The following is a 16,421-nucleotide window of genomic DNA, read 5'->3' as shown; positions in this document are numbered from 1 at the left end:
CAAGACGGAGAGACTTCCCATGTGGCGCAATTATCTGACGGTGGGCCTGCGGTCGCTGCTCAAGAGCCGCACCTATGCGGCGATCAACATATTGGGGCTGGCGACCGGCATGGCGGCCTGCCTCATCATCCTGCTGTTCGTCCGCAATGAACTGACCTTCGACGCCTGGATGCCGCAGGCGGACCGGACCTTCCAGTTCCAGACCTATTATACCGATCCGCATGGCGGCCGCGAAAATAATCTCCAGATGGCGCCCTATGTCGCGCAGGCGGCGCTGCGGAAGGATTTTCCGCAGATCGCGGCGGCCGTCCACCTGCTGTCGGCGGGGCCGGTCGTGCTGCGCAACGGCGTCGCGACCGAAGTCGACGACATGAAATTCGTCGACGGCCCGGTGTTCGATGTGCTCGACCTGCCGCTGGTGAAGGGCGATCCGCGTACCGCGCTCGCAAAGCCCGGCGACATGGTGCTGACCGACAGCGAGGCGAAGCGCCGCTTCGGCAGCGAAGACCCGATGGGCCAGACGCTGACGCTCATCTCGCGCGGCATCTCGACCGACTATCGCGTCAATGGCGTGCTCAAGGATCTGCCCAAGGCCTCGCACCTCAAGCTCACCATGCTCGCCCGCTATGATCCGCCCAGCTACTGGGCGCAGACGCCCGATTTCCTCAGCCAATATGGCTGGCAGTCGGGCTGGATCTATGTCCGGCTGAAGCCCGGCGCCGACGTCAAGGCGATCAATGCCCAGCTGCCGCAATGGGAAAAGCGCAACATCCCCGACCAGTTTTTCGGCGGCCGCCGCTTCAACCAGGGCGACGACATGAACTTCGCCCTCGTCAATGTCCGCGACGTCCATCTTGGTCGGGCTCAGAACGGGTCGATGACGCCGGGCAATGATCGCGGCTCGATCGTCACCTTCGCCATCGTCGCCCTGCTCATCCTCGGCATGGCCTGCGTCAATTTCGTCAACCTCGCCACCGCCCGCGCCAGCCAGCGCGCGCGGGAAGTTGCCCTGCGCAAGGTGCTGGGCGCCAATCGCCGCCAGTTGGTGCTGCAATTCATCGGCGAATCCATCCTGGTCTCGGCGGTGGCGATGCTGGTCGCGCTGGCGCTGACCGAATTGCTGCTGCCGCTGGTCAGCCGCTTCCTCGACGCGGACCTCAGCCTCCATTATTTCGGCAGCGGCGGCCTCATCCTGCCGATCATCGGCCTGGTGCTTCTTGTGGGCGTGGCCGGCGGCGCCTATCCCGCCTTCTACCTGTCCCGCTTCCAGCCCGCCCGCGTGCTCAAGGCCAACAAGTCGGCGGCCGATGCGGAAGGATCGGGCCGGCTGCGCAGTGCGCTGGTCGTCGCCCAGTTCGCGGTGTCGATCGGCCTCATCATCTGCACCGCGGTGGTCTATGCCCAGACCCTCTACGCCCGCAATTCCGATCCCGGCTACAAGCGCGAGGGGCTGATCCAGATTTCCGGCATCAGCCGCCGCCAGCTTGATCCGGTGCTCGACACGATGGTGCGGGAAATCGAGAAGGTCGACGGCGTGACCTCGGTCGGCCGCACCAATATCGGCATCAGCACCACCAACAACACCAACAGCGGCATCCTCGTGCCCGGCCGTGAAGAGCCGATCAGCATGGGCATCTATCAGGTCGACACCAAATTCTTCGACACGATGGGCATCAAGCTGCTCGCCGGGCGGAGCTTCGACATCAACCGGCCGATCGACGACATCACCCGTCCCTTCCCGGAAGTCCCGGAGGCCGAGCGGGCCTTTGCCGCGCGCGGCGCCAATACCGTGGTCAACGAACTGGCGGTCAAGCGGCTGGGCTTTACCTCACCGCAGGATGCGATCGGCAAGCAGGTCCGTGGCGGCCTGGTGCGCGACGAATTTGGCGGCAGCGTGCCCATCACCATCATCGGCGTCGTCCAGGATTCGCGCTTCCGCTCGATCCGCGATCCGATGGACCCGATCTTCTTCCTCTTCGATCGCGACAATCATAACGAAATGCTGATCCGCTATCATGGCAATCCGGCGACGGTGCTGGCGCGGATCGAAAGCGTGTGGAAGCGGCTCGCTCCCGAAGTGCCCTTCACCGCCCGCTTCAGCGACGACATCGTGCGCGAAGTCTATCATGCCGAGGAAGCACGGGCCCAGGCCTTCGCCGCCTTCGCCCTGCTGGCGGTGATCGTCGGCTGCCTCGGCCTGTTCGGCCTGTCCGCCTTCACCGCGCAGCGCCGGACCAAGGAAATCGGCATCCGCAAGGTGCTGGGCGCCAGCACGGGCAAGATCGTGCAACTGCTGGTCTGGCAGTTCACCCGCCCGGTGATGATCGCCAACCTGATCGCCTGGCCGGTCGCCTGGTGGGTGATGCGCGACTGGCTCAACGGCTTTGACTCCCGCATCGCGCTGACGCCCCTGCCCTTCCTGCTGGCAGGCGGGCTGGCGCTGCTGATCGCGATCCTCACGATCGGCGCGCACAGCTTCCGCGTCGCGCGCACCAACCCGATCCACGCGCTGCGCTACGAATGACAGGAAACAGGCCGGCTATCCTGGTGGATGACCGGCCTGCCTGTTCGCGGGACTGGCCCGCGCCTATTTCACCTGGGCGAGCGCCGCATTCATCCGCTTGGCGGCGAAGGGCGGCAGCTTGACCGCCTTGGCCGCCGTCACATCGGCCGCCGTCGGCTTGCCCACCTGCACCAGCGCCACCATGCCCATCGAATAATGGGGCATGCACTTGATGCCATAGAGGCCCGGCTTGCTGACGGTCAGCACCGCTTCCTTGTTCATCGCGCCCTTCATCGGGGTCGCGCCGGCCGGCAACATGGTGGAGATGGTCTCGGCATTATGGCTGGGGTCGGTCGGCTGGAAATGGATCACGTCGCCCGGCGCCGCCTTCACGAAGGACGGCTCGAACACCATCGCGCCATCGGCGCCCTTGTTCTTCATATGGACGGTGATATCCTTGGCCGCGGCCGGCATCGCACTGGCCATGGCCAGGCCGCCGATGATCGCCAGCGCCGAACGATGAAGCATTTACTCTCTCCCGAAAATCAATGGTTTGAACTACCCCGTTAGCGTGCAACATGCCCAAAAACGGGGGCCAGACAATTGACCTTTGGTCCTATCGGCGCGCGGGTTGGACGGGCGTCAGGTCGCGTCCCAGATCGCGCCAGCCGTCCGTTCCCTCGGCCAGCCACCAGATATTGCGATAGCCCATCGCCCGCAGCCGTCGCGCCGCATTCCAGCCCATCCAGCAATCCGCGCGGCAGAAGGTGACGATCATCCGGTCGCGCTTCCCCCCGGTCAGCCGCGCAACCCCGCGCGCGAACCAGTCGGCGATATCCGGCATCGGCGCGCCCCGCCCGCTTTCGGGAAACCAGTGGGCACCGGGAATGCTCTCATGCGGCTGCGCCAGTTGCCAGCGTCCGTCCGCCTCGCGATGGCCGCCCTCGGCCGGCAGCACGTCGATCAGGATCATGTCGACATCCGGCCGCAGCCCGGCGATCGCGGCCGGCGCGATCCGGCCCACGCCCTCGGGCGGGCGATGCACGGGACTGCGATAATGAGCGATGCGATAGCCCTCCGCATCGAACAGCCCCGCCTCCTGCGCCTGCGTCACGCCAGGCACCAGCAGCAGCACCGCCATCAGCCCTATCCTCGCCCGCATCCCCATCCCTCCCAGGCTCCACGACCCAAGGTGCAATGGTAGCCGGTTTTTCCCGGCGCTAGGCATGGACTTTGGGAGAAGAGGATGAACAGGCGCAAGACCCTGACAGCCATGGCCATGTCCTGCCTGCTGGCAGCCGGCAGCATCGCGCCTGCCCGCGCGCCCTATCCCGCCGATCCGCTGCACTCGCCGATGTGGACCGCCCATGCGCAGACCATCTTCGGCGACGATCCGGTCCGCTTCGATCCGCGCGTGAAGGTCAGCTATCCCGAAATCGCGGAAAATCAGCGCAGCTTCCCGGTCGCGCTCGACGCGCGCGGCCTCGGTCCGGTCAGGCGCATGCTGATCCTGGCCGATCTCAATCCCATCCCGATCGCCATCGACTATCGCCCCGCCGGCGCGCAGCCCTATGTCGCCACCCGCATCAAGCTCGACCAGCGCACCCCGGTGCGCGGCGCGGTGCAACTGGCGGACGGCCAATGGCTGGTCAGCGGCGGCTGGGTCGATGCGGCGGGCGGCGGCTGTTCGGCCCCGCCGGTCAGCCGGGTGAAGGGCGACTGGGCCCAGCATCTGGGCGAAATGCGGGGCGAAGCCTGGCCGATGGCCGACGGCGCCAGTCGGCTGCGCGTCACCTTCCGCCATCCGATGGACACCGGCTTCGTCGCCAATATCCCGACCTATCATATCGAACAGATGCGCGTGACCGGCCCTGACGGCCGGCTGCTCGGTCAGATGGAGATATGGGCCGCCGTCGCCGAAGACCCCGCCATCACGCTGATGCCCCGCGCCCATCCCGGCGACACGCTCTCCATCGCCGCGCGCGACACCAATGGCCGCGCCTATCTCGCCAAGGTGACGGTCGCTCGCCAATCGCCCCTGCCCGCTGCCACCGGCGCGACCGGCCGATGATGCTCAGCCGCCGACAGGCGCTGGCCGGCATGACCGGCGCCCTCCCGCTGCTGGCCGGCGCCGCGACGGACGAGTATCGCATCGATCCGCAGCCGGTCGCCGATGGCCTGTGGATGATCCATGGCGCCGACGAACCGATGCTCTTCGCCAATGGCGGCGCGATCGCCAATATTACGATCATCGCCACCCCGGCCGGCACATTGCTGGTCGATGCCGGCCCGTCGATCCGCTATGGCCACATGCTCAGGAAAGTGGCGGAGACGCTGACCGGCCAGCCGGTCATACGGGTCTATGTCACCCATCTCCATCCCGACCATGGCATGGGCATCGCCGCCTTCGATCCCGCCACCGTCGCCGCCCTGCCCGGCACCATCACCGACATGGAACGGGACGGACGCGGCTTTTCCGATGCGCTCTATCGCCTGCTGGGCGACTGGATGCACGGCACCGACCTCGCCCTGCCGGGGCGGCGGATCGACCAGCCGGCGGAGGATTTCGGCGGCCGCCGCCTGCAACTACTGCCGCTCGCCGGCCACAGCAATGCCGATCTCGCCTTATTGGACGAACGCACCGGCACGCTGGTCGCAGGCGACCTGCTCTTCCTCGACCGCGCGCCCAGCACCCCGACCGCGAACCTTGGCCGCTGGCGCGAAAGCCTGGATGCGCTCGCAAAGCTGCCGCACAAGGCGGCGATCCCCGGCCATGGCCCGTTCGATCCCGCCGGCACCCGCGCCATCGCCCAGACCCGCGACTGGCTCGACTGGCTCGACATGACGCTGCGCGCCGCCGTGCAGTCAGGACTCGACATGGTGGAGGCCGGCACTCTCCCCATCCCCGCCCGCTTCGCCACCATCGCCGCCGCCCGCTACGAGCTGCAACGCAGCGTCGCCCACCTCTATCCCGCCCTGGAGGCGGAACTGCTGCCCAGGGTGGACCTGCCGGAGGGATGATCGCCGGCGATTTTCAATGGGATTCCAGCCCGTCCATGATGCCCTGCAACACCGCTGCCGACGCCCGCAGCGCCGCCCGTTCCTCCGCATCCAGGTCCGGCGCCAGCACCCGGCTCACCCCCAGCGCCCCGATCACGCAGGGCAGGCTCAGATAGACGCCCGCCACGCCGCATTCTCCATGGGCCAGGGTCGACACCGGCAGCACCACCTGCTCGTCGCGCCGCACCGCCTCGCACAGCCGCACGATCGCCGTCGCCACGCCATAGCTTGTATGGCCCTTGCCATAGTTGATCGCATAGCCCGCCCGCATCGTCTCATGCGCCAGTTCCGCCCGGTCCAGCACCGCGCCGCCGCGAAACTGGTCCAGTGTCACCCCGCCGATCCGCACGCCCGAAAAGACCGCCACCTCGCTGTCGCCATGTTCGCCCAGCACCTGTCCCTCGACCGACACCGGCGCCACCCCCAGCCGGTCGGCCAGCCGCCGGCGAAAGCGCGCACTGTCGAGCAGCGTCCCCGTGCCGATCACCTGCCCCACCGGCAGCCCCGACGCGCGCTGCGCCACCTGCGCCATCGCGTCGACCGGGTTGGACGCGACGATCATCACCCCGCCAAAGCCTGCTTCCACCACCCGCCGCGCACAGTCCGCCACGATGGCGGCGCTGCGTCCGGCGACTGACAGCCGGCTTTCCTCGCCATGGGTGGTCGCGCCGGCCGTGATGACGACGATCGCCGCGTCGCCCGCATCCCGATAGTCGCCGCGCAGGACATGGGCCGGCCGCGCCAGCGCATTGGCGTCGGCAATGTCCAGCGCCTCGGCCTGCGCGCGCGGCCCGTCCGCATCGATCAGCAATATCTGCGTGAACAGCCCGCGCAGCATCATCGCATAGGCGGCCGTGGCACCGACATGACCGGTCCCGATGATCGCAACCTTGTCGAACCGTACCGCCATGCCTTGTCGCCTTTCGCTATTGCCCGACCGCCTCCGCCCGCGCCACCAGCGCCCGCGCCTCGTCGACATGCATCGCCTCGATCATCCGCCCCTCGAAGCGCTCGGCCCCGCCGGTCGCCGCCTCGATCAGCCGGCGCGCATCCGCCACCGCCTGCGCGTCCGGGCCGAACGCCTGGTTCGCCACCGGCACCTGTCCGGGGTGGATCAGCGTCTTGCCGTCAAAGCCGAAGCCATGCCCCTCGGCGCATTCCGCCTCCAGCCCCGCCTCGTCATCCAGCCGGTTGAACACCCCGTCGAACACCGCGATCCCCGCCGCCCGCGCCGCCAGCACCACGCTCTGCAGCACATGGACCAGCCCCGCCCGCCCGGCCGAGGGCGGAATGGCCAGATCCTTGCGCAAATCATTGGTGCCCACGAACAGCGCCGCGCAGCCCTCGCCCGCCGCGATTCCCGGCGCCGCCAGCACGCCCTTCGCGCTCTCGATCATCGCGATCACCGGCTTCTGCGCGACGGAATAGACATCCTTCACCTGCTTGGCATTCTCGACCTTGGGCAGCACCACATAGTCGACCGCGGTGCGCTTCAATGCCACCATCTCGGGGCCATGCGACGGCATCCCCTCGACATTGATCCGCACCGCCATCAGCCGCCCGCCAAAGCCCTCGCCCACGGCCTCCACCGCCGCGTCCAGCGCCGCCGCCTTGTCCGCGTCGGGCACCGCATCCTCCAGGTCGAGGATCACCATGTCGCACGGCAGCGTGCGTGCCTTGGCCACCGCGCGCGGGTTGGACGCGGGCAGGAACAGCAGGGATCGGGCGTGGCGCAACTGCATCTTATGTCTCTCCATCACTTTGCCTTTTCCCGTTAACGAATAGCCGCCATAGTGCGCTCCCACATTGGGGAGGACATATGGTGACGACCTTCGCACTCACGGTCACGTTTCTGGTGCTCTTCTACCTGGCGGTCAGCGTCAAGGTGGTGCGGCAGGGCTATCAATATACCATCGAGCGTTTCGGCCGCTTTACCGAGGTGGCGAAGCCCGGCCTCAATTTCTATCCCGCCTTCTTCTACGCCGTCGGTCGCAAGATCAACATGATGGAGCAGGTCGTCGACATTCCGGGGCAGGAAATCATCACCAAGGACAATGCCATGGTGTCGGTCGACGGTGTGGTCTTCTTCCAGGTGCTCGACGCCGCCAAGGCCGCCTATGAAGTGTCCGAACTCTATGTCGCCATCATGCAGCTCGCCACCACCAATTTGCGCACCGTGATGGGCTCGATGGACCTCGACGAGACCCTGTCGAAGCGCGACGAGATCAACGCCCGCCTCCTCTCCGTGGTCGATCATGCCACCAACGCCTGGGGCATCAAGATCACCCGCGTCGAGCTCAAGGACATCCGCCCGCCCGCCGACATCGTCAACGCCATGGGCCGGCAGATGAAGGCGGAGCGCGAGAAGCGCGCCAACATCCTGGAGGCCGAGGGCCTGAAAAGCAGCGAGATCCTGCGCGCCGAGGGCCAGAAACAGTCGCAGATCCTGGAAGCCGAAGGCCGCCGCGAAGCCGCCTTCCGCGATGCCGAGGCGCGCGAACGCGAGGCGGAAGCCGAAGCCAAGGCGACGCAGATGGTGTCGGACGCGATCGCCGCGGGCAATCCGCAGGCGCTCAATTACTTCATCGCCCAGAAATATACCGACGCGGTGCAGCAATTCGCCACCTCGCCCAATGCCAAGACCATCCTCTTCCCGGTCGAGGCGACCCAGCTCATCGGCACGCTCGGCGGCATCGGCCAGCTCGCCAAGGAAGCGCTAGGCGACACCCCCACCCCACCAGCGCCACCCGCCGCGCCACGCCGAGGCCCGTTCGGCCAGACCCAGGGCTGAGGGGGAGAGCGATGGCGCCCCTGCGCAACCGGTCCGCTCTGTCAGGCCATAGCGGCCAAGCCACCGCGCGCTACGCACCCATCCCGCTTGCCGAAAACGCCACCACCACCCCGAACCGCCCACCACATCCGTTCGCTTCGAGCGAAGTCGAGAAGCCTATAGCGCAACGCATCCTCCTAAAACCGTTCGCCCTGAGCCTGTCGAAGGGTCTCTCTTTTTTTAAAGGCAAAGGGCTTCGACAAGCTCAGCCCGAACGGACGAAAGCTGGCCCCACCCACCCCCGTCATTCCCGCGAAAGCGGGAACCCATCTCCCGCACTTTCCGCTATCCGCGACGCCAGAGCGATAGCGCCCCGCCGCCACCGAAACGACACAAAACCACCCCACCCCACCAACCACAGGACCACCCCATGAACGACTGGCTCAGCATGCTCCAGGATCATTGGGCCTGGCTGGTCTTCGCCGCGCTGCTGGCTATTGCGGAAGTGCTGATCCCCGGCGTCTTCCTGATCTGGATCGCGATCGCCGCCGCCATCACCGGCCTCGCCGCGCTGGCGCTGCCGATCGGCATTCCGCTCCAGCTGCTGATCTTCGCCGCGCTCTGCGTCGTCTCGGTCTGGGCCGGGCGGCGCTGGTATGTGGACAATCAGGTGCCCTCGACCGACCCCAATCTCAACGACCGCACCGCCCGCCTGATCGGCGAACTGGTGACAGTCGTAGAGCCGATCCGCGGCGGCGAAGGCCGGGTCAAGGTCGGCGACAGCGTCTGGACCGCCCGCGGCCCGGACAGCGAAGCCGGCGCGCGGGTCCGCGTGACGGGTGCGGAAGGCGCGGTGCTGTGGGTGGAAGGGGTTTAGGGGCTACGACCGGCTAGCGCCATTTTCGGTCGTTCGAGGGCCCACATGTGGTGCTTACGAGCTGCCATTTGCGCTTCCAAAAACTTGACGGCTACAGCGAGGGCCTCTTCGCGTATTCCCGCTAGATTCGACGCTCATGAAGGTTATGACTTAGCTAATTGGGGAGCGGTGGGGCAGGCATGGCTAAAGTGATTCTCTCTGATCAGGAAATCGGACTGATAAAAGGACTGATCCAGCACCGGGCGTTGAACGATCAGCAAGTGCTAGCAATTTTCAGTTTTCTTGACCGTAACTTCAACCACCGCGAAATTGGAGCCATTCGCAAAGGGACGAAGGCACGTTATGCAGGCATTGCAGCAGCCACGGCTCCCGAAGTAGATGCATTGCTCTATCAGTATTCCAAGCTGGCGGCATTGGCAGAGCAGCTCGGATTTTATGCGACGACGTATGCTGAGGCTCAGGTTCGCAAGGCCGTAGAAATCTTCAAGACCGCCGTCCTCGTCTATAACAACAATATACTTTTCACACGGTCAGAGACCTTTATCGTTCTCTCAATCATCGCGTGGACCTATGTTCTTCACGCCCGTTTGATCGGAGAGGGCATCTGCCCGGTTTACAAGAACGCGGACGGGACATCTGTTCTGATCGATGGGCAGGAAAAGCTTTGGGAATTGAGCTACTGTATCGAGCGGCCGGAAGCAGGCCTTTCAGCAGGTGAGATAGCTAATCTCAAATACCTTATCGCTATCCGTAACGCGATCGAGCATCGGTCATCGGAGGACATCAATGATGCTCTTCAGGCCAAGATACAAGCCAACGCACTTAATTTCCTCAAATACGCTAAAGAGAAATTTGGCGCAAAGTATGATTTCTCTCATGACTTGGCCTTCGCCATCCAGCTTCAGGCGCTAACTCTCAAGTCGCCAAACGTCCTTAAAGGCATAGCTCCCGTCGCCAAAGCAGTAGCGGCTGTAAATGCGCTTCTCGAAGGGCCAATGACGCAGGCGGAGTTCAATGATCCTGCCTATTCGTTCCGCGTATATGTCGTTCCCAAGGTCACTAACAACGCTAAGAAGGCTGACCAAGCCGTGACCTATAGCCCTGTTGGCTCGGATGTGGAGGTAGCTATCAAGCTTGTTGAGCGTCCAAAATATAGGATGACGGATGCCATTAAAAAGCTTTTGGATGATGATGGTCTTACCGTTTCTAGCTACGAGTTTCAGCAGGCGTGGAAGCTCAACGACCTCAAAAACCCGGCAAAGGGGCTAGCGGTTCAGCTCGGCGGGCAGTGGTTCTGGTATCAAGAGGGCATCGACAAGATCAGAGAGATTATAACGGCGTGATCGGCAGTGGAAGAGCACTTCCAATGATTCAATCAATTTACGATGTGTTCCGGCCAAATCAAAGAGATGAACGAATGGCGGTTCCGTGGATCAATTGACTTGATAACGGTCATTCCGAAATGATCCGACCCTGTCCTACACCTCCCGCCCCATGATAGCCTCGCCGGCATGACCGACATGCCCCTTCTCCATTTCACCTCCGTCCCGATGTTGCGCCGGCGCGCGTCGGGTTGGTCGCCGGCCGCGCAGCGGGCCTTCATCGACATGCTGGCGCGCTGCGGCGTGGTGGCGCAGGCGGCGCGCAGCGTCGGCTGTTCGCCACGATCGGCCTATCAGTTGCGGCAGAAACAGGGGGCACAGAGTTTTGCCGCCGCCTGGGACTGGGCGCTGGAGATGGGGCTGGACGCCGCCCGTGCCCAGGCGATCGCGCTGACCCGCTGCGCGCAGGTCCGCCCCATCGTCCGGCGCGGCGTGGTGGTCGGCCATCGCCGCGCGCCCGACAATCGGGTGATGCTGGCGGCGATGCGCACCATCTGTGCCGAGCGCAGCGGCGCCCGCGCCGCCATGCCCCATCGCCAGCGCATCGCCCTGCGCGATCTGGTCGCGGAACTCTCGATCAGCGCGCCGGAGATCGACCTAGGCAGCCTCGCCCAATTATTATGATCTGTCGCGGGTAGGAAATAAGATGTCGAAATGTGCGGGAAATATGCGAAGTTAAGAGGGCGAATTCCTACGGAGACCCAATTCCCATGACGACCTCCCGCCGCGATTTCCTCGTCGCCGGCTCCTCCGCCCTCGCCCTGTCCGCCCTCCCCGGCCGCACCCTGGCGCAAGCAACGACAGCCGACGCCCGCGCCGAAGCCCTGCTCGCCGGCATGGCCGAAGCGATGCTGGCCGATGCGCCCGAAACCGCGAGCGGCCTTGGCCTCGACACCGGCGCCCGCGCGCCGCTCAAAGCGCGCCTGGGCGACAAGAGCCCGGCCGGCCAGGCGCGGATCGCCGCCCATGTGAAGGATCGCCTGACCCAGCTCCGCGCCGTCGATCTCGACGCCCTGTCGCCGGCTACCCGCACCGATGTGGAGGTGGTGCGCGCCGCCCATGAACTGGCCGATGCCGGCTTCGCCTTCCCCTTTGGCGACATGGCGATGATGAACAGCAACTGGTCCTATCGCAACGCGCCCTATGCCGTCGCCCAGAATACCGGCGCCTTCATCGAGACGCCCGATTTCCTCGACGCCAATCATGGCATCGCCACCCCGGCCGACGCCGACGCCTATCTCGAACGCCTCAGCCAATATGCCGCCAATCTCGACGGCGAGACCGAGCGGTTGAAGCATGACGCCGGCATCGGCGTCGTCGCCCCCGCCTTCCTGCTCGACAAGACGCTGGGCCAGATGAAGGCGGTGCAGGGCCAGCCGCTCGACCAATGGGTGCCGGTCGCCTCGATCGCGCGCCGCACGAAGGATATGAACGGCGACTATGCCGCGAAGGCGCAGCAGATCACCCGCACCGCCATCGCCCCCGCCCTCGCCCGCCAGGCCGCCGAACTCACCCGCCAGCGCGCCACCGCCACCATGGATGCGGGCGTGTGGAAGCTGCCGCAGGGGGAGGCCTATTATGGCTGGGCGCTGCAGGCGGGCACCACCACCACCCTGTCGCCCGACGAAGTCCATGCGCTGGGCCAGGAACAGCTCAAGGCCCTCCAGTCGGAAATGGACCGGCTGCTCAAATCCCTCGGCATGACGAAGGGGACCGTGGGCGAGCGGATGACGGCGATGGGCAAGGATCCGCGCTATCTCTTTCCCAATGACGACAAGGGTCGCCAGCAGATCCTCTCCTATATCGACGGGCGCCTCGCCGATATCCGCACCCGCTTGCCCCGCGCCTTCGCGACCCTGGTGCCGGCCAGGCTGGTGGTGAAGCGGGTGCCGGTGGAGATCGAGGCCGGGGCGCCGGGCGCCTATGCCGGCGCGGGCACGATCGACGGCAGCGTGCCGGGCAATTATTATATCAACCTGCGCGATACCAGCATCTGGCCGCGCTATTCGCTGCCGACGCTTTGCTATCATGAGGGGATTCCGGGCCATATCTGGCAGGGCGAATATACCTACAAGCTCCCCCTGATCCGCTCCATGCTCGCCTTCAACGCCTATTCGGAGGGCTGGGCGCTCTATGCCGAGCAGCTGGGCGACGAGCTGGGCGCCTATGATGGCGATGTCGCCGGGCGGCTGGGCTATCTCCAGTCGATCGCCTATCGCTGCTGCCGCCTGGTGGTCGACACCGGCCTTCATGCCAAGCGCTGGACCCGCGAACAGGCAATCCACTGGTTCGCCACCACCAACGGCTCCACGGTCGAGGATGTGCAGGGCGAGGTCGACCGTTATTGCGCCTGGCCGGGCCAGGCCTGCGGCTACAAGGTCGGCCATGGCGAAATCGTCCGCCTGCGCGGAATGGCGCAACAGGCGCTGGGCGACAAGTTCGACTTCCGCCTGTTCAACGACGCCGTGGTCAAGGGCGGCGGCGTGCCGATGACCGTGCTGGCGAAAAATGTCGACGCCTATGTCGCCCAGAGGAAGGGGGCGTAACGGCCACGTCCGTCAGTGGACATGACATCCTCCCCTGCAAGGGGAGGGGGACCGGCGAAGCCGGTGGAGGGGTGTCACGCTAACGACGGCACGACACCCCTCCGTCAGCACTTCGTGCTGCCACCTCCCCTTGCAGGGGAGGATGAAAGAGCAGCCGGCCTGCTGAACATCCACTGCGCGATCACAAAGAAAAAAGGCCGGAGGATCGCTCCCCGGCCCTTCCCTATTCTCGCTGCCGAGCGCTTAGCCGACGAACGCGCGCTCGATCACGAACTGCCCCGGCGCCGCATTGGACCCTTCGGTGAAGCCCTGTTCCTCGAAGAACGCCGCGAACTGCTTGATCATTTCCATGCTGCCGCACATCATGATCCGGTCGGTCTCGGGGTCGAACTTGGCCGCGCCCGGAATCCCCTCGAACAGCTTGCCGCTCTCGACCAGCTTGTCGATGCGCTCATTGTTGGGGAATTCTTCGCGCGTCACGGTCGGCACATAATGGAACTGGCCCGCAGCCTGTTCCGATACCAGCGGGTCTTCGGCCCACTTGCCTTCCATCTCGTCGCGGAAGGCCAGGTCGCTCACCCGGCGCACCGAATGCACCACCACGACCTGCTCGTAGAATTCATACACATCCGGGTCGCGCGGCAGGCTCAGGAACGGCGCCAGGCCGGTGCCGGTCGACAGCATGAACAGCCGCTTGCCCGGCAGCAGCGCGTCGGTCACCAGCGTGCCGGTCGGCTTGCGGCCGAGATAGATCTGGTCGCCCGGCTCGATCTTCTGCAGCTTGCTGGTCAGCGGACCGTCCTGCACCTTGATCGACAGGAATTCGATTTCCTCGTCCCAGGCGGGGCTGGCGATGGAGTAGGCGCGCAGCAGCGGCTTGCCGTTGTCGCCCTTCAAGCCGATCATGATGAACTCGCCCGAACGGAAGCGGAAGCTTGCCGGGCGGGTGATGCGGAAGCTGAACAGATGCTCGTTCCAGTGCTTCACCGACAGCACGGTTTCCACGGAAAGCGCGCCGGTGGGTTCCAGAACCGGCTTTTCGATCGTCACGTCGGTCAAGACCTTATCCTTGCATTTCGTCGGCACCGCCATGATCGGGCGGCGCTAGTTGCGGATCATTCGCAATAATGGTGTAGTCCGCAAATGGCCCCACCGCATCGTGAAGGCAAGGCCAAAAAAACTTGGGGGGCACCAAGGGCCGGCTTTTGCCGGCCCGCCCCTCGCCGTCTGTTAGCCGAACAGCCCCTTGGCCAGGCCGCTCAGCTCGTTGAGCGGATTGCCGTCGCCATCGCGGTCCAGGAAGCCGCCGAGCTGGCCCAATATCGCCTCCGGCCCGCCAAACTGGCCCAGCAGCTGCTGCAGCGCATCGGCCGACACGCCATGTTCGGCCGCCGTCTCGGCCAGTGCCGACACGCTGGTTTCGCCGCTGCCGATCTTGGCGCCGATCTCGTTCAGCAGGCCCTGCATCTGTTCCGGCTCCAGCCCGACCTTCTGCGCGATCGCTTCCAGCCCGCCCAGATTGCCCATCAGATTGTCGAACACGCCCATGCTAATCTCCGCTGCCATGATAGGCGGACAACATAGCACCGCCGCGCCCGCGCCAAAAGCAAAAGAGCCGGAGCGTTTCCGCCCCGGCCCCTTCACTAGAATGCTGCGTCCGATCAGGCGCCCATTCAGGCCGCCGTCAGCGCCGCGCTGCGCACGCCATCGTCGACATGCTCCTCGAACTGGGCGAAATTGTCGACAAAGGCCTTCACCAGCGTCGCCGCCGTCGCGTCATAGCCGTCCTTGTCCGCCCACATAGCGCGCGGGTCGAGGATCTGGCTGTCGACGCCATTCACCGCCACCGGCACCTCGAACCCGAAATTGGGATCGGTGCGGAATTCGGCGCTGTTCAGGCTGCCGTCGAGCGCCGCGTTGAGCAGCGCGCGCGTTACCTTGATCGGCATGCGCTTGATCCCCGGCATGGTCGCCTTGCCACCGGCCCAGCCGGTGTTGACCAGCCAGCAGGTGACGCCGCCCTTGTTGATCCGCTCTTTCAGCAGATTGCCATAGACGCTGGGGTGGCGCGGCATGAAGGGTGCGCCGAAGCAGGTCGAGAAGGTGGCGGTCGGCTCGGTCACGCCGATCTCGGTGCCCGCGACGCGCGCGGTATAGCCGGACAGGAAGTGATACATCGCCTGTTCCGGGGTCAGCCGCGCGATCGGCGGCAGAACGCCATAGGCATCGGCGGTCAGGAAGATGATGTTCTTGGGCACCGGCCCCAGATTCTTCTCCGACGTGTTCGGGATGAAGTCGATCGGGTAGGAACCCCGGCTATTCTCGGCCAGGCTATTGTCGTCCAGGTCGATGACGCGCGTATCCTCGTCGATCACGACATTTTCCAGCACCGTGCCGAACCGCTTGGTGGTGGCGAAGATTTCCGGCTCGGCCTCGGCCGACAGGTTGATCATCTTGGCATAGCAGCCGCCCTCGAAATTGAAGACCGCCTGGTCCGACCAGCCATGCTCGTCATCGCCGATCAGGGTGCGGCTGGCATCCGCCGACAGCGTCGTCTTGCCGGTGCCGCTCAGGCCGAAGAAGACCGCGGTGTCGCCATTCGGGCCGATATTGGCCGAACAGTGCATCGGCATCACGCCCTTGGTCGGCAGCAGATAATTGAGGATGCCGAACACCGACTTCTTCATCTCGCCGGCATAGCGGGTGCCGCCGATCAGGATCAGCTTCTCGGTGAAGTTGACCGCGATCACCGTCTCGCTGCGGCAGCCATGGCGCGCCGGATCGGCGACGAAGGTCGGCAGGTCGATGATGGTATATTCGGGCGCGAAGTCGGCCAGCGCCTGCGCCTCGGGCCGCACCAGCAGGGTGCGGATGAACAGATTATGCCAGGCGAACTCGTTGATGACGCGCACATTGACCCGATATTCGGGCTGCGACCCGCCATAGAGGTCGGCGACATAGAGCTTGTCCTTCTCGCCCAGTGCCTTGAAGAAATCCTCCTTCAGCGCGGCGAAATGCGCCGGCGTCATCGGAACATTGGTCTTGCCCCACCAGACCGTATCCTGCGTCTCGGCATCCTGGACGATGAACTTGTCGCTGGCGCTGCGGCCGGTGTGCTTGCCGGTCTTGACGACCAGCGGGCCATCCTTGGCCAATATGCCCTCGCCATTGGCAAGCGCGGCCTCGACCAGCGGCGCGGTGCCGAGGTTCCAAAACTGGGTGGCATGGGTGGAGATGCCCTGGTCGACCAGGGTGATTGAGGATTTGGCCTGCACGCCTTAGC

Annotated in this window: 15 protein-coding genes; 8 read left to right on the top strand and 7 right to left on the bottom strand. The window is 65.2% G+C overall.

Translation table 11 applies throughout. The features are described 5' to 3' along the window. The first annotated feature begins 19 nt into the window (after window positions 1-19). Window positions 20-2,524, top strand: coding sequence for an FtsX-like permease family protein (locus DIZ22_RS02360; RefSeq protein WP_122927879.1), 2,505 nt, complete (start codon window positions 20-22; stop codon window positions 2,522-2,524). A 63-nt stretch (window positions 2,525-2,587) separates the two neighbouring features. Here DIZ22_RS02360 and DIZ22_RS02355 read toward each other — a convergent pair whose 3' ends face one another. Then, on the bottom strand, window positions 2,588-3,031 hold the full coding sequence (locus DIZ22_RS02355) for a pseudoazurin (protein ID WP_017501382.1): 444 nt from the start codon (window positions 3,029-3,031) through the stop codon (window positions 2,588-2,590). 88 nt (window positions 3,032-3,119) lie between these two features. Next, window positions 3,120-3,665, bottom strand: coding sequence for a rhodanese-like domain-containing protein (locus DIZ22_RS02350; protein ID WP_048937708.1), 546 nt, complete (start codon window positions 3,663-3,665; stop codon window positions 3,120-3,122). Between the two features lie 84 nt (window positions 3,666-3,749). On the opposite strand from DIZ22_RS02350, the gene DIZ22_RS02345 reads away from it, so the two are divergent. After that, on the top strand, window positions 3,750-4,574 hold the full coding sequence (locus DIZ22_RS02345) for a quinoprotein dehydrogenase-associated SoxYZ-like carrier (RefSeq protein ID WP_048937709.1): 825 nt from the start codon (window positions 3,750-3,752) through the stop codon (window positions 4,572-4,574). Next, window positions 4,571-5,524: a quinoprotein relay system zinc metallohydrolase 1 gene (locus DIZ22_RS02340; RefSeq protein ID WP_048937710.1), complete on the top strand. Its 954-nt coding sequence runs from the start codon at window positions 4,571-4,573 to the stop codon at window positions 5,522-5,524. The genes DIZ22_RS02345 and DIZ22_RS02340 overlap by 4 nt, the downstream gene beginning before the upstream one ends. 13 nt (window positions 5,525-5,537) lie before the next feature. Here the strand turns inward: DIZ22_RS02340 and DIZ22_RS02335 are convergent, their stop codons facing one another. Both DIZ22_RS02335 and DIZ22_RS02330 read right to left on the bottom strand, forming a co-directional pair. Continuing rightward, window positions 5,538-6,473 (bottom strand): lactate dehydrogenase, encoded by a 936-nt coding sequence (locus tag DIZ22_RS02335; RefSeq protein WP_010335543.1) that lies wholly within the window; start codon window positions 6,471-6,473, stop codon window positions 5,538-5,540. 16 nt (window positions 6,474-6,489) lie between these two features. Further along, window positions 6,490-7,305, bottom strand: coding sequence for a CoA ester lyase (locus DIZ22_RS02330; RefSeq protein ID WP_048937711.1), 816 nt, complete (start codon window positions 7,303-7,305; stop codon window positions 6,490-6,492). 77 nt (window positions 7,306-7,382) lie between these two features. On the opposite strand from DIZ22_RS02330, the gene DIZ22_RS02325 reads away from it, so the two are divergent. The 5 genes from DIZ22_RS02325 (at window position 7,383) to DIZ22_RS02305 (ending at window position 13,138) form a co-directional block, all read left to right on the top strand. Beyond that, the gene (locus DIZ22_RS02325) at window positions 7,383-8,354 is read left to right on the top strand and encodes an SPFH domain-containing protein (protein WP_017501387.1); all 972 of its coding nucleotides are present in this window, start codon (window positions 7,383-7,385) and stop codon (window positions 8,352-8,354) included. A 409-nt stretch (window positions 8,355-8,763) separates the two neighbouring features. Beyond that, the gene (locus tag DIZ22_RS02320; protein ID WP_048937712.1) at window positions 8,764-9,210 is read left to right on the top strand and encodes an NfeD family protein; all 447 of its coding nucleotides are present in this window, start codon (window positions 8,764-8,766) and stop codon (window positions 9,208-9,210) included. 179 nt (window positions 9,211-9,389) lie between these two features. Further along, window positions 9,390-10,553 carry a DUF3644 domain-containing protein gene (locus DIZ22_RS02315; RefSeq protein ID WP_048937713.1) on the top strand — a complete coding sequence of 388 codons (1,164 nt, stop codon included), beginning with the start codon at window positions 9,390-9,392 and terminating at the stop codon, window positions 10,551-10,553. A gap of 168 nt (window positions 10,554-10,721) precedes the next feature. Then, window positions 10,722-11,216, top strand: coding sequence for a hypothetical protein (locus DIZ22_RS02310; protein ID WP_048937714.1), 495 nt, complete (start codon window positions 10,722-10,724; stop codon window positions 11,214-11,216). 86 nt (window positions 11,217-11,302) lie between these two features. Then, a complete protein-coding gene (locus DIZ22_RS02305) occupies window positions 11,303-13,138 on the top strand; it encodes a DUF885 family protein (protein ID WP_048937715.1) in 1,836 nt (611 codons plus the stop codon). A 243-nt stretch (window positions 13,139-13,381) separates the two neighbouring features. On the opposite strand, the gene DIZ22_RS02300 is transcribed toward DIZ22_RS02305, so the two are convergent. The 3 genes from DIZ22_RS02300 to DIZ22_RS02290 all read right to left on the bottom strand — a co-directional run bounded on the left by DIZ22_RS02300 (window position 13,382) and on the right by DIZ22_RS02290 (window position 16,413). Then, window positions 13,382-14,230: a ferredoxin--NADP reductase gene (locus DIZ22_RS02300; protein WP_048937716.1), complete on the bottom strand. Its 849-nt coding sequence runs from the start codon at window positions 14,228-14,230 to the stop codon at window positions 13,382-13,384. A 138-nt stretch (window positions 14,231-14,368) separates the two neighbouring features. After that, window positions 14,369-14,686: a hypothetical protein gene (locus DIZ22_RS02295; RefSeq protein ID WP_048937717.1), complete on the bottom strand. Its 318-nt coding sequence runs from the start codon at window positions 14,684-14,686 to the stop codon at window positions 14,369-14,371. A 125-nt stretch (window positions 14,687-14,811) separates the two neighbouring features. After that, complete coding sequence (locus tag DIZ22_RS02290) at window positions 14,812-16,413, bottom strand: phosphoenolpyruvate carboxykinase (RefSeq protein ID WP_048937718.1); 1,602 nt, start codon at window positions 16,411-16,413, stop codon at window positions 14,812-14,814. Window positions 16,414-16,421: the final 8 nt, after the last annotated feature.

This window comes from Sphingobium sp. LF-16, assembly GCF_003711185.1.
Classification (GTDB): Bacteria; Pseudomonadota; Alphaproteobacteria; order Sphingomonadales; family Sphingomonadaceae; genus Sphingobium; species Sphingobium yanoikuyae_A.
This window is presented reverse-complemented; position numbering and strand designations above follow the sequence as displayed.

What these genes read in the sequence shown, in the direction of transcription:
- DIZ22_RS02360 (WP_122927879.1), top strand. Translation starts at nt 20, where the DNA reads ATGTGGCGCAATTATCTGACGGTGGGCCTGCGGTCGCTGCTCAAGAGC.
- DIZ22_RS02355 (WP_017501382.1), bottom strand. Translation starts at nt 3,031, where the DNA reads ATGCTTCATCGTTCGGCGCTGGCGATCATCGGCGGCCTGGCCATGGCC.
- DIZ22_RS02350 (WP_048937708.1), bottom strand. Translation starts at nt 3,665, where the DNA reads ATGCGGGCGAGGATAGGGCTGATGGCGGTGCTGCTGCTGGTGCCTGGC.
- DIZ22_RS02345 (WP_048937709.1), top strand. Translation starts at nt 3,750, where the DNA reads ATGAACAGGCGCAAGACCCTGACAGCCATGGCCATGTCCTGCCTGCTG.
- DIZ22_RS02340 (WP_048937710.1), top strand. Translation starts at nt 4,571, where the DNA reads ATGATGCTCAGCCGCCGACAGGCGCTGGCCGGCATGACCGGCGCCCTC.
- DIZ22_RS02335 (WP_010335543.1), bottom strand. Translation starts at nt 6,473, where the DNA reads ATGGCGGTACGGTTCGACAAGGTTGCGATCATCGGGACCGGTCATGTC.
- DIZ22_RS02330 (WP_048937711.1), bottom strand. Translation starts at nt 7,305, where the DNA reads ATGCAGTTGCGCCACGCCCGATCCCTGCTGTTCCTGCCCGCGTCCAAC.
- DIZ22_RS02325 (WP_017501387.1), top strand. Translation starts at nt 7,383, where the DNA reads ATGGTGACGACCTTCGCACTCACGGTCACGTTTCTGGTGCTCTTCTAC.
- DIZ22_RS02320 (WP_048937712.1), top strand. Translation starts at nt 8,764, where the DNA reads ATGAACGACTGGCTCAGCATGCTCCAGGATCATTGGGCCTGGCTGGTC.
- DIZ22_RS02315 (WP_048937713.1), top strand. Translation starts at nt 9,390, where the DNA reads ATGGCTAAAGTGATTCTCTCTGATCAGGAAATCGGACTGATAAAAGGA.
- DIZ22_RS02310 (WP_048937714.1), top strand. Translation starts at nt 10,722, where the DNA reads ATGACCGACATGCCCCTTCTCCATTTCACCTCCGTCCCGATGTTGCGC.
- DIZ22_RS02305 (WP_048937715.1), top strand. Translation starts at nt 11,303, where the DNA reads ATGACGACCTCCCGCCGCGATTTCCTCGTCGCCGGCTCCTCCGCCCTC.
- DIZ22_RS02300 (WP_048937716.1), bottom strand. Translation starts at nt 14,230, where the DNA reads ATGGCGGTGCCGACGAAATGCAAGGATAAGGTCTTGACCGACGTGACG.
- DIZ22_RS02295 (WP_048937717.1), bottom strand. Translation starts at nt 14,686, where the DNA reads ATGGGCGTGTTCGACAATCTGATGGGCAATCTGGGCGGGCTGGAAGCG.